Source organism: Cellulomonas sp. CW35 (assembly GCF_052378485.1).
Taxonomy (GTDB): Bacteria; Actinomycetota; Actinomycetes; order Actinomycetales; family Cellulomonadaceae; genus Cellulomonas; species Cellulomonas uda.
In genome coordinates, this window is record NZ_CP199000.1 from 2,736,883 (window position 1) to 2,749,866 (window position 12,984).

Consider the following 12,984-nt stretch of genomic DNA (forward strand, 5'->3'; position numbering starts at 1 on the left):
GGCTGTGGGTCGGCGGCGTCGACGCTCAGGTGGCCTGGTCGTCGAACGGGGGCGGCCCGACGAGCGGGGCCGGGCGGGGCACGGCGGCACCGGCGGGCGCCGCGCCACGACGCGCGGGCGCTGCCGGCTCGTCGAGGAGCGCGTCGCGCACGATGCGTCGCGGGTCGTACTTGCGGGGGTCGAGGGCCTCCCAGTCGACACCGAGGTCGGCGGTCTCCTCGTCGAGCCGGGTGCGCGCCTGCGTGATCCAGTCGCGGCCGCGGCGCACGAGGACGCCGAGCTGCTCGGCGTACGCCGGCAGCCGTTGCGGCCCGATGACGAGGGCCGCGACGACGAGGAGCACGATCAGCTCGCCGCCGTTGATGTCGAACACCGGCTCAGGCTACCCCGGTCGCACCGGCCCACCGACGCGATCGTCGGACCCACGTCACTGCGACTCGTCGAGCTCCACCTGCAGCGTGCGGTCCTCGCCGTCCGACCGCACGGTCAGCTCGACGACCTCGCCGGGCTCGTGCGCGCGGATCGCGACGATGAGCTCGTCGGGGTCCGTGACGGGCCGGCCGTCGATCGCGACGATCACGTCGCCCGGCCGGATGCCCGCGTCCTGCGCGGGCCCGCCGGGGCTCACCGGCTCCTGCCCCTGCTGCGCCTCCGACGCGACGCGCACGCCCTCGCCCGAGTACTGCCGGTCGAGCAGCACGCCGATGATCGGGTACGTCGCGCGTCCGGTCTCGATGATCTGGGTCGCGGTGCGTCGGGCCTGGTTGGAGCCGATCGCGAACCCGAGCCCGATGCTCCCGCCGGTCTGCGCGGTCTGGCCGGGCGGCTGCGCGATCGCGGAGTTGATGCCGATGACCTCGCCGGCCGCGTTCACCAGCGGCCCTCCGGAGTTGCCCGGGTTGATGGCCGCATCGGTCTGGATCGCGTTGATGAACGCGGTCTCCGCCTCGTCGCCCGCCGAGACCGGCCGGTTGAGCGCCGAGACGATGCCCGTCGTGACGGTTCCCTCGAGCCCGAGCGGCGCGCCGATCGCGACGACTGGGTCTCCCACGCGCACCGCGTCGGAGTCGCCGAGGGCGAGCGGCACGAGGCCGTCGACGTCGACCTTGAGGACCGCGAGGTCGTAGTCAGCGGTGCTCCCGACGAGCTCCGCAGGCGCCTCGCGGCCGTCCGCGAACGTCACGACGAGCGAGCCGCCCGCGCCCGTGCCACCCGCGACCACGTGGTTGTTGGTCAGCAGGTAGCCGTCCTGCCGCAGCACGAAGCCCGACCCGGTGGCCGCGCCCGACGAGCCCGACGACTGGATCGAGACGACGCTCGGCAGCACGGCCGCCGCGATCTCGGCGACCGAGCCCTCGACCATGGCCCCGCCCACGGGGTTCCCCGCGGCGTCCGTCGGCCGTGTGACCACCGCGGGCAGCCCGGCGTCGGCGAGGCGGTCGTCGCCGCCGAGCAGCCGCGCACCCGCGACCCCGCCGACGAGGCCCGCACCGAGCGCGAGCGCGACCAGCCCCGCGACCCAGCCGGCCGACAGCCCGCGGCGCGTCCGGCGTCCCCGCTCGTCCGTCGGCGACGGTCCGGGAGCGCCCGGCGGTCCGGGGACCGGGCCCGGCTGCGCAGCGGGCGCACCCGGCTGCGCGTACGGTCCTGCCGCGCCGTACGGCGCGTACCAGGGCGCGGGGCTCGGGGCACCCGCGACGGGGACGGGTGCGGGTGCGGCCTGCGGTCCGGGCGGCGTGAGCCCGTGCGGCTGCGCGCCGACGTGCGCCGCCTGCGGGTGCGCGGTGGGCGGCTGCGAGTGTCCGAGCTGCGGGTACGTCCCGGGCGGGCCGTACGGGTTGGCGGGACGTCCGTACGGCTCGGCGAACAGCCCGCCCGCGGGCGACGCGGCAGGCGTGGGCGAGCCGGCCGGTGGCGTGGCGGCGGCCGGCGGTCCCGGGGGAGCGGGTGGCACGGGTGGTCCCACCTCGGGCCGGTCCAGGGCGGGCTCGGGGCGCGCGTCGGCGGGGCGCGCGGGCTCGTCGGGCGTCGTCATGGGCGGCTGATCGCCCCGGCCACGGTCGACCACCCACGCGAGATCCGCGCGGGCACCCCACCGTCGAACGCCTTCGCGGGGAACGCCTCGACGATCGCGGAGGCGTCGCCGCCGGAGACCACCTGCACGACGGTCGAGTCGCACTGCCACACGACGTGCCACGGCGCGTAGGAGAGCACGTACGCCTCGTGCTCGCCGATCGTCACGCGCTCCGCACCGCGCAGCGCGGTCGTGTCGAGCCGCCCCTCCTGCTCGGTCACGACGAGCGTGCCCTGCGGACCGGCGAGGTCGATCTCGAGCACGCGCTCGTCGTCGTCCCACCGCGTGCCCGTCACGCTCCAGCCGACCGGCAGCGTGTCCGGGAACGTCCACCCGCGCGCCCGCAGCGACTGGGCGAGGCCGGGCTCGCCGTCCGGGGTGCCGGCCTCCTGCGCCGCGGCGGCCAGCACGCTCGCGGCCGATGCACTGCCCAGCAGCCCGAGGTCCTCCCCCGGGTGCCCGACGGGCGCGACCGCGGGCCGGTCACCCAGCACGAACAGCATCGCGGCGATCGCACCGACCCCCGCGAGCGACCCGGCCGCGAGCCGCGAGACCTGCCGCCGCTGCCCGACCTCGCCGCGCAGCGCGCGCGCCCGGCGTCCGTGCAGGTGCGGGACACCGAGCGCCGGCTGGGCGAACGGGTCCCGCGGAACGGCCGCGGGCACGGCGGCGGGCGTCGGGACGGACCCCGCGAGCGACATCAGCCGGGCCGTGAGGTCCGGGGCGAGGGGGACGTCGTCGTTCGCCGCGGCGGCCAGCGCACGCCGGGCCAGCCGCGCCGCCGCGAGCTCGTCGGCGCACTGCGGGCAGCCGGCGACGTGCGTGAGCACCCGCTCGGTCGCGACGGCCGAGAGCCGCCCGTCGACGAGCGCGCTGAGCTGGGACCCGACGTGGTACGTCACGGCGCGACCCCGACCTCGTCGGCCACGCGGGACCCGACCGGCGCCGACGCCACCACGGACGTGGAGCTCGACGCGGCGGACGACGAGGGGGCCCGATGCTCGAGCGACTCGCGCAGCCGGGCGCGGGCGCGGTGGATGCGCGAGCGGACCGTGCCGATCTTCACGCCGAGCGTGACCGCGATCTCCTCGTAGGACAGCCCCTCGATGTCGCAGAGCACCACGGCGGCGCGGTACTCGGGCGGCAGGTCGTCGAGCGCGCGCTGCACGTCGTGGTCCAGGTTCCCGTGCTCGAACGCGCGCTCGGGCGTCGCGAGGCGGTCCGTGTTCTCGTAGCGCTCGTCGTCGTCGCCCATCGCGTCCATGCGGATGCGCTGCCGGCGGCGCGCCTGGTCGAGGAACAGGTTCGTCGTGATGCGGTGCAGCCAGCCCTCGAACGTGCCGGGCGAGTACGTGTGCAGCGAGCGGAACACGCGCACGAACGTCTCCTGCGTCAGGTCCTCGGCGTCGTGCTGGTTGCCGGTCAGGCGGTACGCGAGCCGGTACACGCGCGCGGAGTGCTCGCGCACGATCTCCTCCCACGACGGCGGCTGCCACGTGGGGGTGCTGGGGGTGGCCTGGTCGCTCGGCACGCGCTCCCTCATCGCTCGGTGGTCGGACCGGTGGTGGCCCGGTCGCCCGCGACGTGTGCCGCGGCCGACCGCCCAGTGTCCCAGGCGCCGCACGGTGCCCGCGACCCGTGGAGGTCCGTGACGTGAGTGCCAACGCCGCACCCGCACGATTCGTTCCCCGCGCTGGCCCGGGGGCCGTGCCGCACTAGGCTGGGGCGAGCCCGCGACCGTGGGCGCTCGACGCGCGTCCGACGCGCCACCGCCGGGAGGTCCATCATCTCCGCCGACAAGGCCAGCAGCTGGGTCTACGCCGAGGAGTTCCTCCCGGAGGACGACGTGGTGCTCGCCGCGCGCGAGCGCGCCGCCCAGCTCGGCGCGAGCGCCGTGACCCCCGGCACCGGAGCGGCGCTGACCCTGCTCGCGGCCGCCGCCAAGGCGCGCGCCGTGGTCGAGATCGGCACGGGCACGGGTGTGGCGTCGCTGTTCCTCCTGCGCGGTATGCCCGACGACGGCGTGCTGACGACGATCGACTCCGAGGCCGAGCACCACCGTGCCGCCAAGGAGTCGTTCGCCGACGCGGGGATCCGCTCGACGCGGACCCGCACCATCTCGGGCCGGCCGCTCGAGGTCCTGCCCCGGCTCACCGACGGCGCGTACGACCTGGTGCTCCTGGGCCTGACGAGCGTCGGCGGACTGCTCGAGTCCGCGCCCGAGTACCTCGCGCAGGCCGTGCGGCTGCTGCGCCCCGGCGGCGTCCTGGTCGTCGACCACGCGCTGTGGCACGACCGGGTCGCGGACCCGGCGCGCCGCGACGAGGCGACGACGACCGTGCGCGAGCTCGGCCGCGCCGTGCGCGCCGACGAGCGCCTGCAGCCCGCGCTGCTGCCGGTCGGCGACGGCCTGCTCGTCGCGGTCCGCCGCTGACCGAGGTCAGCGCAGGTCGGTGAGGTAGCGCAGCAGCAGCCGGGCCCCGTAGCCGGTCGCGCCCTCGGTCACCTCGTGCTTGTCGGCGGTGGCACGCGCGGTGCCCGCGATGTCCAGGTGCGCCCAGGCCCGCTCACCCGCGAACCGCCGCAGGAACAGCGCGGCGGTCACGGACCCCGCGCCGGTCTTGCCGTCCTCGGGTACGTGCCGCAGGTCCGCGACCGAGCTGCGCACGGCGCCCTCGTACTCGCCGACCAGCGGCATGGGCCACGCGCGCTCGCCCGACTCCGCGCCGGCCCGCTCGAGCGCGGCGACGAGCGCGTCGTCCGTGCCGTACAGCGCGGCGTACTGCCGGCCGAGCCCGACGGTCGCGGCGCCCGTGAGGGTCGCGACGTCGACGAGCACGTCGGGGTCCAGCTCGGCGTCCGCCCACGCGAGCGCGTCGGCCAGGACGAGCCGGCCCTCGGCGTCGGTGTTGGCGATCTCGACGGTGGTGCCGCCGAACATCGTCAGCACGTCACCGGGACGGTAGGACGCGGCACCGAAGTGGTTCTCGGCGAGCGGCAGCACGGCGGTGACCTTGTGCAGCACGCCGGCCTTCGCGGCGCCGAGCACGGTCGCGAGCGCGACCGCGGCCCCCGCCATGTCGGTCTTCATGGGGACCATCGCCTCGCGCGGCTTGATCGACAGGCCGCCGGTGTCGTACGTGATGCCCTTGCCGACGAGCACGACGTGCTTGCCGTCCGCCGCGAACGTCGGGGGCGTGTAGGACACGGTGACGAGTCGCGGGGGCGACGCCGAGCCCGAGCCGACCGCGAGGATGCCGCCGAAGCCCTCGGCCGCGAGCTCGCGAGGTCCGCGCACGGTGACCTGGAGCCCGGCCTCGGTCGCCAGGCGGCGCGCCTGGTCCGCGAGCCACGCGGGGTTCTTGATGCTCGACGGGGTGGACGCGAGCTCGCGCACGAGCCACGTCGCCGACGCGGCGGTGCGCGCCGCGTCGACCGCGGCACCCGCGCGCGTGCCGTCACGCCCGAGCAGCACCAGGTCGGCCGACGGCTTGACCGACGGTGTCCGGGCCAGGCTGATCGGCACGTAGGCGGCGAGCAGGTAGCCCTCGACGAGCGCGCGTGCCGCACGTGCGGCCTGGGACGCGCTGTAGCCCGCGTCGTCGCCGATGGTCGTCACGACGCGCCGCAGGCCACGCGTGGCGCGGGCGAGCGCGGCGCCCGCGCGGCGCAGGTCGGTGTCGGTGCTCGCACCGATGCCGACCAGCACGATCCGCGGCGGCAGATCGGCCCACGGCAGCGTCACGCCGGACCCCGCCGGCCGGGGCAGCTGCACCACGGACGCCTCGCCCGCGGCACCGCTCAGCCCGGCCCGCTCGGCGAGCTCGGCCAGGTCGATGCCGTACCGCGCCGCGGTCGACGCCGCGCCGCGGCGCGGCTGAGGACCCTCGTCCTCGTCGCCCGCGACGGCCGGGGCGACGGGGACGGCGACCGCGTCGACGTCGGGCTCGGTCAGCAGCGGGCTGTCCGCCACGACGCCGCCGACGAGCGAGACGGCCGGCAGGCTCCGGCCGATCGTCAGGGGACGACCAGCGGCCACGTCAGCCTGCGACGGAGGTCAGTGCCTCGCCCAGCTCGGCGGCCTCGGTCGCGTTCAGCTCGACCACGAGACGACCACCACCCTCGAGCGGGACGCGCATGACGATCCCGCGTCCTTCCTTCGTCACCTCGAGCGGTCCGTCTCCGGTCCTCGGCTTCATCGCGGCCATGCGTGGCCTCTCCTTCGCCTCGTGCGTCCCGACCGGGTGCCCCGGTGCGGTCGCCGTGCAGCGCTAGCGCGCCGCTCGTGCCCGCACCACCTGCGATCCCGTGGTGCCGGATGTCCGTGGGCCATCCTAGTTCACAGGCCGGACATCACGGCGGCCAGCCGCTCGTCAGGCGCCAGAACCGCCACACCCAGACCGCCTGCAGGACCAGCATGAGCACCACGACACCCGCGAACCACGCCCACCGCGCGGCCCCCGGCCGGCGCACCACGCCGGCCGTGATCGCCCCCGCGGGGAAGGCGAGGACGAGGAACCGCGCGAGGCTGCTGCCGGGCTCGATCGCCGCCGCGAGGTAGAGCAGGTACGCGGCGGGCCACGCGTGCAGCTCGGGTCCCAGCCGCCGGGCGGCGGGCACGACGAGCAGCGCGACGACGAACACCGCGGCCGCGGCGAGCACCCACCAGCCGGCGTCGCCGAACCAGAACCGGAGCACGTAGTCCCAACCGCCGAACGGCGTGACCTCACGGACCCCGCGCCACGCCTCCTGCGTGCGCAGGTACCCCTCGGGCACACCCGTGACCCAGCCGCACACCGCGGGCCACGCGAAGCCCGAGACGACCGCGACGACGCCGAGCCCCAGCACCTGTGCGACGTCCCGGGCCGGGAACGCCTCACGACCGCGCCGCGCCGCCACCCACCGCGCCAGCAGGTGCACGCCGACGACGACGGCCATCGGCAGCGCGACCGCACGGGTCAGCCCGAGCAGGACGAGCACACCCGCGCACGCGAGGTAGTGCCGGCGCACCAGCAGCAGCAGCGCGGCGGCGACGAGCAGGAGCGCGAGCGACTCGGTGTACGCGACCTGCAGCACGGGCGAGGTGGGGAACACCGCCACGAGCACGACGGTCGCGAGCGGCAGCCCGGGCCACGCGGCGCACGCGCGCGGCGCGCCGTGCGCCACGGCGCGGTGCACCAGGAGCATCGCGGCCGCGCCGAGCAGCAACGACGTCGTCGGCGCCACGACCTCCCACCCGAGGGTCGTGACGGCCATGAGCCCGCGCACGAGCATCGGGTACAGCGGGAAGAACGCCCACGCGCTCTGCTGCACGCGGCCCGCCTCGTCGACGGGCAGGGTGTCCGGGTAGCCCTCGTCGGCGATGCGGTGGTACCAGCCCGCGTCCCAGAACAGCCCGGTCATCTGCGCGTACGACGGGTGCGCGTCCGCCCAGGGCGTGGCCCCCTGGTGCGCGGCGGCCTGCAGGATCAGCACCGCGGTGAGGCCGCGCGCGAGCGCGTACACCGCGAGCACCTGCACCCACCACGCCCACGTGCGCGGGGCCCACCACCGGCGCGCGGGCCGCACGACGTCGTGCTCGCCGGTGGGCTGCACGGACCCCTGTGCGGCCCCCTGTGCGGACCCCTGCGCGGGCCCCTGCACGGCCGCGGTCACGCCAGCCCTCGCACCGCGTGCTCGGGTGCGCGGTCGGCGCGGATCGCGGCGACCATGTCGAGCGTGCGGCGCGTCGCCCGCACGTCGTGCGCGCGGAAGACGCGCGCGCCGAGCCACGCCGCCACCGCGGTCGCGGCAAGGGTGCCCTCGAGCCGCTCCTCGGTGGGCAGGCCGAGCGTCTCGCCGACGAAGTCCTTGCGCGAGAACGCCATGAGCACCGGGTACCCGAGCGCGACGAGCGCGGAGGTGCGGCGCACCAGGTGCAGCGAGTGCCACGTGTTCTTGCCGAAGTCGTGCGTCGGGTCGACGAGCACGCTCGCGGGGTCGATGCCGAGGTCGACGGCCCGCCGGGCGGCCGCGGCGAGCGTCGCCACCACGTCGTCGACGACGCCGTCGAGCGGGTCGGGCGCGTCGCTCCCGGGTCCGTGCGGGTACGCGACGCGGAACGGGTCGGTGCGCGGGCGAGCGCCGCCCGTGTGCGAGCACACGACGCCCATCCCGTGCTCGGCGGCCACGGCGACGAGCTCCGGGTCGTGCCCCGCCCACGTGTCGTTCACCAGGTCGGCACCCGCGAGCGCGGCCGCCCGTGCCACCGACGAGCGCCACGTGTCGACGCTCACGAGCAGACCGGGGTGCCGCCGGCGCACGCGCTCGACCAGCGGGATCACGCGCGCGAGCTCCTCGTCGGGCTCGACCCGCGGTCCGCGCCCCGCCCGCACGCCGCCGAGGTCGACGATGTCCGCGCCCTCCTCCTCGGCGCGCGCGACCGCCGCGTCGGCACCCGCCTCGTCGTACCGGGCGGGTGCGTAGAACGAGTCCGGCGTGCGGTTGACGACAGCCATGACGACGGGGTGGTCGGGCCCCAGCACGCGGTCCCGCAGGCGCAGCGTGGCGCCCGCTGCGGGCACGCCCGCGAGGCCGCCGGGCTCGCCCCCGGCGGGTCCGGCCGTGCCGGGAGCGCCCGTCACGGCTCGTCGGACGCCGCGTCGGCGGCCTCCTGCGCGGCCTCGGCCTGCGCGGTCGCGGCCTCCTCGGCGGCGCGCAGCTCCGCGCCGCGCTCGAGCACGACCCGCACGGCGTCCTCGGCGGTGTCGACCACCTGGATCAGCTCGCGGTCGACGGGCGAGATGAGCCCGGCGGCGACCACGGGCCCGGTGATCCAGTCGAGCAGCCCCTGCCAGTGCGCGCGCCCGACGAGCACGATGGGGAACTCGATGACCTTGTGCGTCTGCACGAGGGTGAGGGCCTCGAACAGCTCGTCGAGCGTCCCGAACCCGCCGGGCAGCACGATGAACCCCTCGGAGTACTTCACGAACATCGTCTTGCGGGCGAAGAAGTAGCGGAAGTTGACCCCGAGGTCGACCCAGTCGTTCATGCCCTGCTCGAACGGGAGCTCGATGCCGAGCCCGATCGAGACGCCGCCCGCCTCCTTGGCGCCGCGGTTGGCGGCCTCCATGATCCCGGGGCCGCCGCCCGTGATGACCGCGTACCCGGCCTCGACGAGCCGGCGCGCCACCTCGGTCGCGACCACGTACTCCGGTGAGCCGGGGCGGGTGCGCGCCGAGCCGAACACGCTCACCGCGGGCCCCACCTCCGCGAGCGCCCCGAACCCCTCGACGAACTCCGACTGGATGCGCATCACGCGCCACGGGTCGTCGTGCAACCAGGCCGCACCGCCCGAGGGCCCGCTCAGCAGCCGTTGGTCCGACGTCGTCGTCGGGATCTGCCGCCCGCGCAGGAGCACCGGGCCCTTGCGGTAGCCGCGGCCGGGTGCGGGCTGTCCGTCGTCGCTCATGCCCGCAGCCTAGGAGGTGAGCCAGACGCGCAGGGCCTCGTACGACGTGCGCAGCTGCGCGAGCGGGCAGCGTTCGTCGTCCTTGTGCGCGAGCATCGGGTCGCCGGGGCCGAAGTTCACCGCGGGGACCCCCAGCTCGGAGAACCGGGCGACGTCCGTCCAGCCGTACTTGGGTGCGGGGGCGCCGCCCGTCACCGCGAGCACCGCGGCCGCGAACTCCTGCGCGGCGGGTGCGTCGAGCCCCGGTCGCGCGCCGGGGGCCGCGTCGGTGACGACGACGTCGTAGCCGTCGAACAGCTCGCGCACGTGCGCCTGCGCGTCGGCGACCGACGACGACGGCGCGAACCGGTAGTTGACCGTCACCACGCAGTTGTCCGGGATGACGTTCGTCGCGGTCCCGCCGCTGATGAGGACCGCGTTGAGGCTCTCGCGATAGACCAGCCCGTCGACGTCGACGGACCGCGGCTCGTAGGCCTCGAGCCGGCGCAGCACCTCCCCCGCGGCGTGCACGGCGTTGACGCCCGCCCACGCACGCGCCGAGTGCGCGGCGACGCCGGCGAGGCGGACCTCCGCCCGCAGCGTCCCGTTGCACCCGCCCTCGAGGCCGCCGTTCGACGGCTCGCCGAGCACCGCGAAGTCGCACGCGAGCCAGTCCGGGTGGTTCCGCACGAGCCGGCCGAGCCCGTTGAGGTCGGCGGCGACCTCCTCGTGGTCGTAGAACACCCAGGTCACGTCGCGCGTCGGCGCGTCGAGCGCCACCGCGAGCGCGAGCGCGACCGCGACGCCCCCCTTCATGTCGACCGTCCCGCGCCCCCACAGCTCGTCGCCGACGACGCGCGTCGGCAGGTTGTCCGCGACCGGCACGGTGTCGAGGTGCCCGGCGACGACGACGCGCTGGGCCCGGCCCAGGTGGGTGCGCGCGACGACGGCGTCGCCGTCGCGCAGGACCTCGAGGTGCGCGGCGCTGCGCAGCGCGTCCTCCACCAGGTCGGCGAGCGCGCGCTCGTCTCCGCTGACGGACGGGACGTCGCAGATCGCGCGGGTGAGGGCGACCAGGTCGCCGCGAGGGTCGAGGGCGGGGTGCGTCACGGTCCCCGAGCCTAGGGCGCGCGAGCCACGCCGCGATCGGTTACCGACCGGTAACGATTCAGCCGCCCGTAGGCTGGCCACCATGAGCTCTCGCCCCGCCTGGGGGTTCGGTCTCGCGACCACGACCCTCGACGGCACCACTCTCGACACCTGGTACCCCGCTCCCGCGCTCGGCACGCCCGACGACGACGCCGAGGCGCCCGCCGACCTGCACGAGCACGTCGACGAGGCGCGCCGCGTGCGCGTGCACGTCGTGCGCACCGTCGTCGACCTGGACGCCCCGCCCGCCGGGACCGCCGACGCGTACCTGCGCCTGCACCTGCTGTCGCACCGGCTCGTGCGGCCCAACGACGTCAACCTCGAGGGCATCTTCGGTGCGCTGCCGAACGTCGTGTGGACCGACCGCGGCCCGTGCGCGGTCGAGGGCTTCGAGGTCACGCGCGCTCGCCTGCGCGCCGCGAACCAGGTCGCACCGACCGTCTACGGCGTCGACAAGTTCCCGCGCATGGTCGACTACGTGCTCCCGTCGGGCGTGCGGATCGCCGACGCCGACCGCGTGCGCCTCGGCGCGCACCTGGCGGCCGGGACGACCGTCATGCACGAGGGCTTCGTGAACTTCAACGCCGGCACGCTCGGCACCTCGATGGTCGAGGGCCGCATCTCCCAGGGCGTCGTCGTCGGCGACGGCTCGGACGTCGGCGGCGGCGCGTCGATCATGGGCACGCTGTCCGGCGGGGGCCGCGAGGTCGTCTCGATCGGGCGGCGCACGCTGCTCGGCGCCAACGCGGGTCTGGGCATCGCCCTCGGCGACGACTGCGTGGTCGAGGCCGGCCTGTACGTCACCGCGGGCACCAAGGTCACGCTCGTCGGCTTCGGCGACGACGACGGCACGGTCGTCAAGGCCCGCACGTTGTCGGGCGCCGACGGCGTCCTGTTCCGCCGCAACTCGCTCACGGGCGGGGTCGAGGCGGTCGCGCGCACGGGGACGGGCGTGCGGCTCAACGCGTCGCTGCACGCCAACTGAGCGCGGTGACCGACCGCCGGCGCCGACCACGCGCCCGGCGCGGCCGGCGCGCCGCGCGCACGCTCGTCGGGCTGCTGGTGCTCGTCGGGGTCCTGGCCGGTGCCGTCGCGCTCGTCGTGACCGCGCTCGAGCGCCTCGAGCCCGAGGTCCCCGTGGTCGCGCGGTGCACGGCGACCCTCGACGGCACCGCGTGGAGCCTGAGCGCCGACCAGGCGCAGCACGCCGCGCTGTTCGCCGCGGTCGCTCAGCGCCGCGGGCTGCCCGCGCGTGCCGTGACGATCGCGATCGCGACCGCGTTGCAGGAGTCCCGCCTCGAGAACATCGACTACGGCGACCGGGACTCGATCGGGCTGTTCCAGCAGCGACCCTCGCAGGGCTGGGGCACGGTCGAGCAGATCATGGACCCGGTCTACTCGGTCGGGAAGTTCTACGACGGGCTCGTGAAGGTCCCGGGCTACGAGGACATGGAGGTCACCGACGCCGCGCAGGCGGTGCAACGGTCCGCGTTCCCGAAGGCGTACGCGCAGCACGAGGTCCGGGCGCGCGCGTGGGCGTCCGGCCTGACCGGGCACTCCCCCGCGACGATCGCGTGCACGCTGCCGGCCGGCGACGGCGGGGACCCGGACGCGGTGCTGACCCGCGTGCGGCGCGACCTCGGCGACGTCCCCGCGCGGGCGTTCGGCGGCGGCGACGAGCCGGCGGGCGTCGTGGTCGACGCGCGCGGTCTGGGCGACGACGCCGCACGGTCCGCGTGGGCGGTCGCGGCGTGGGCCGTGGCGACCGCCGACGAGCTCGGCACGCGACGGGTCGACGTCGCGGACCGCTCGTGGACGCGTGAGGGCGGCACGTGGACGGCGAACGACCGGGGCGCGCGCGCCGCGGGCACGGTGCGCATCGACTCGTGAGCCCCGCTCACGGACGAGGGGCCGCACGCCTCGTCGTCGCGGCGTCCTGACCACCGCGCGAGAACCCGAACGCGACCGCGGCCAGAACCGTCAGCACCGCGCCCCACCACCCGAGCCCGACCAGGCCGGCGAGGAGCGCGACGGCGACGAACGGCGCGAGCTGCGTGAGGTAGCGCCACGGCCACGGCAGCCGCGACGGCGAGCGCGGCGCGTTCCACCGCGCCCACACGATCACGACGACCGCGACGAGCAGCACCGCCAGCACGGCCGCGAGCGCGTCCTGCGCAGGCACGTCGATCCGCTGCCCGAGGCGCCACCCGGTCACCCCGGCGAGGACCAGCAGCCCGAGCTCGCAGACGAACGCGACCACGGACAGCGGCCCGGCCACCCCCGGCGGGAGCGCACCGGCGCGCCGCGCGTCGGGGCCGCCGGTGCCGGTCAC

The 12,984-nt window shown here is 76.2% G+C and carries 14 protein-coding genes; 3 read left to right on the plus strand and 11 right to left on the minus strand.

Annotated elements, in window-relative coordinates; all coding sequences use genetic code 11:
- Positions 1-25: 25 nt before the first annotated feature.
- Genes ACT17Q_RS12505 through sigE form a run of 4 tightly spaced genes read right to left on the minus strand, consistent with a single transcriptional unit; the run spans position 26 to position 3,617 of the window.
- A complete protein-coding gene (locus ACT17Q_RS12505; RefSeq protein WP_444662761.1) occupies positions 26-373 on the minus strand; it encodes a twin-arginine translocase TatA/TatE family subunit in 348 nt (115 codons plus the stop codon).
- Between the two features lie 54 nt (positions 374-427).
- The gene (locus ACT17Q_RS12510) at positions 428-2,035 is read right to left on the minus strand and encodes a S1C family serine protease (protein WP_444662763.1); all 1,608 of its coding nucleotides are present in this window, start codon (positions 2,033-2,035) and stop codon (positions 428-430) included.
- The gene (locus ACT17Q_RS12515; RefSeq protein ID WP_444662766.1) at positions 2,032-2,976 is read right to left on the minus strand and encodes an anti-sigma factor family protein; all 945 of its coding nucleotides are present in this window, start codon (positions 2,974-2,976) and stop codon (positions 2,032-2,034) included. Before ACT17Q_RS12515 ends, ACT17Q_RS12510 begins: the two co-directional genes overlap by 4 nt.
- Positions 2,973-3,617 carry an RNA polymerase sigma factor SigE gene (sigE, locus tag ACT17Q_RS12520; protein ID WP_141318181.1) on the minus strand — a complete coding sequence of 215 codons (645 nt, stop codon included), beginning with the start codon at positions 3,615-3,617 and terminating at the stop codon, positions 2,973-2,975. The genes ACT17Q_RS12515 and sigE overlap by 4 nt, the downstream gene beginning before the upstream one ends.
- A gap of 243 nt (positions 3,618-3,860) precedes the next feature.
- Here sigE and ACT17Q_RS12525 point away from each other — a divergent pair, with 243 nt between their 5' ends.
- On the plus strand, positions 3,861-4,508 hold the full coding sequence (locus ACT17Q_RS12525) for an O-methyltransferase (protein ID WP_094182020.1): 648 nt from the start codon (positions 3,861-3,863) through the stop codon (positions 4,506-4,508).
- Between the two features lie 6 nt (positions 4,509-4,514).
- Here ACT17Q_RS12525 and ACT17Q_RS12530 read toward each other — a convergent pair whose 3' ends face one another.
- The 6 genes from ACT17Q_RS12530 to dapE form a co-directional block, all read right to left on the minus strand.
- Complete coding sequence (locus ACT17Q_RS12530; RefSeq protein ID WP_444662768.1) at positions 4,515-6,113, minus strand: leucyl aminopeptidase family protein; 1,599 nt, start codon at positions 6,111-6,113, stop codon at positions 4,515-4,517.
- A 1-nt stretch (position 6,114) separates the two neighbouring features.
- Positions 6,115-6,282 (minus strand): DUF3117 domain-containing protein, encoded by a 168-nt coding sequence (locus ACT17Q_RS12535; protein ID WP_013884554.1) that lies wholly within the window; start codon positions 6,280-6,282, stop codon positions 6,115-6,117.
- Positions 6,283-6,427: 145 nt separating this feature from the next.
- Positions 6,428-7,729: a hypothetical protein gene (locus tag ACT17Q_RS12540; protein ID WP_444662771.1), complete on the minus strand. Its 1,302-nt coding sequence runs from the start codon at positions 7,727-7,729 to the stop codon at positions 6,428-6,430.
- The gene (gene folP / locus ACT17Q_RS12545) at positions 7,726-8,697 is read right to left on the minus strand and encodes a dihydropteroate synthase (RefSeq protein ID WP_444662773.1); all 972 of its coding nucleotides are present in this window, start codon (positions 8,695-8,697) and stop codon (positions 7,726-7,728) included. Before folP ends, ACT17Q_RS12540 begins: the two co-directional genes overlap by 4 nt.
- Complete coding sequence (locus ACT17Q_RS12550; RefSeq protein ID WP_094179356.1) at positions 8,694-9,524, minus strand: LOG family protein; 831 nt, start codon at positions 9,522-9,524, stop codon at positions 8,694-8,696. Before ACT17Q_RS12550 ends, folP begins: the two co-directional genes overlap by 4 nt.
- A gap of 9 nt (positions 9,525-9,533) precedes the next feature.
- Complete coding sequence (gene dapE / locus ACT17Q_RS12555) at positions 9,534-10,613, minus strand: succinyl-diaminopimelate desuccinylase (RefSeq protein ID WP_444662775.1); 1,080 nt, start codon at positions 10,611-10,613, stop codon at positions 9,534-9,536.
- Positions 10,614-10,695: 82 nt separating this feature from the next.
- On the opposite strand from dapE, the gene dapD reads away from it, so the two are divergent.
- Both dapD and ACT17Q_RS12565 read left to right on the plus strand, forming a co-directional pair.
- On the plus strand, positions 10,696-11,637 hold the full coding sequence (gene dapD / locus ACT17Q_RS12560) for a 2,3,4,5-tetrahydropyridine-2,6-dicarboxylate N-succinyltransferase (protein WP_141318175.1): 942 nt from the start codon (positions 10,696-10,698) through the stop codon (positions 11,635-11,637).
- A gap of 5 nt (positions 11,638-11,642) precedes the next feature.
- Complete coding sequence (locus tag ACT17Q_RS12565; RefSeq protein WP_268532393.1) at positions 11,643-12,542, plus strand: hypothetical protein; 900 nt, start codon at positions 11,643-11,645, stop codon at positions 12,540-12,542.
- 7 nt (positions 12,543-12,549) lie between these two features.
- Here ACT17Q_RS12565 and ACT17Q_RS12570 read toward each other — a convergent pair whose 3' ends face one another.
- Positions 12,550-12,984 (minus strand): YrdB family protein, encoded by a 435-nt coding sequence (locus tag ACT17Q_RS12570; RefSeq protein WP_444662778.1) that lies wholly within the window; start codon positions 12,982-12,984, stop codon positions 12,550-12,552.

What these genes read in the sequence shown, in the direction of transcription:
- sigE (WP_141318181.1), bottom strand. Translation starts at nt 3,617, where the DNA reads ATGAGGGAGCGCGTGCCGAGCGACCAGGCCACCCCCAGCACCCCCACG.
- ACT17Q_RS12550 (WP_094179356.1), bottom strand. Translation starts at nt 9,524, where the DNA reads ATGAGCGACGACGGACAGCCCGCACCCGGCCGCGGCTACCGCAAGGGC.
- ACT17Q_RS12535 (WP_013884554.1), bottom strand. Translation starts at nt 6,282, where the DNA reads ATGGCCGCGATGAAGCCGAGGACCGGAGACGGACCGCTCGAGGTGACG.
- ACT17Q_RS12510 (WP_444662763.1), bottom strand. Translation starts at nt 2,035, where the DNA reads ATGACGACGCCCGACGAGCCCGCGCGCCCCGCCGACGCGCGCCCCGAG.
- dapD (WP_141318175.1), top strand. Translation starts at nt 10,696, where the DNA reads ATGAGCTCTCGCCCCGCCTGGGGGTTCGGTCTCGCGACCACGACCCTC.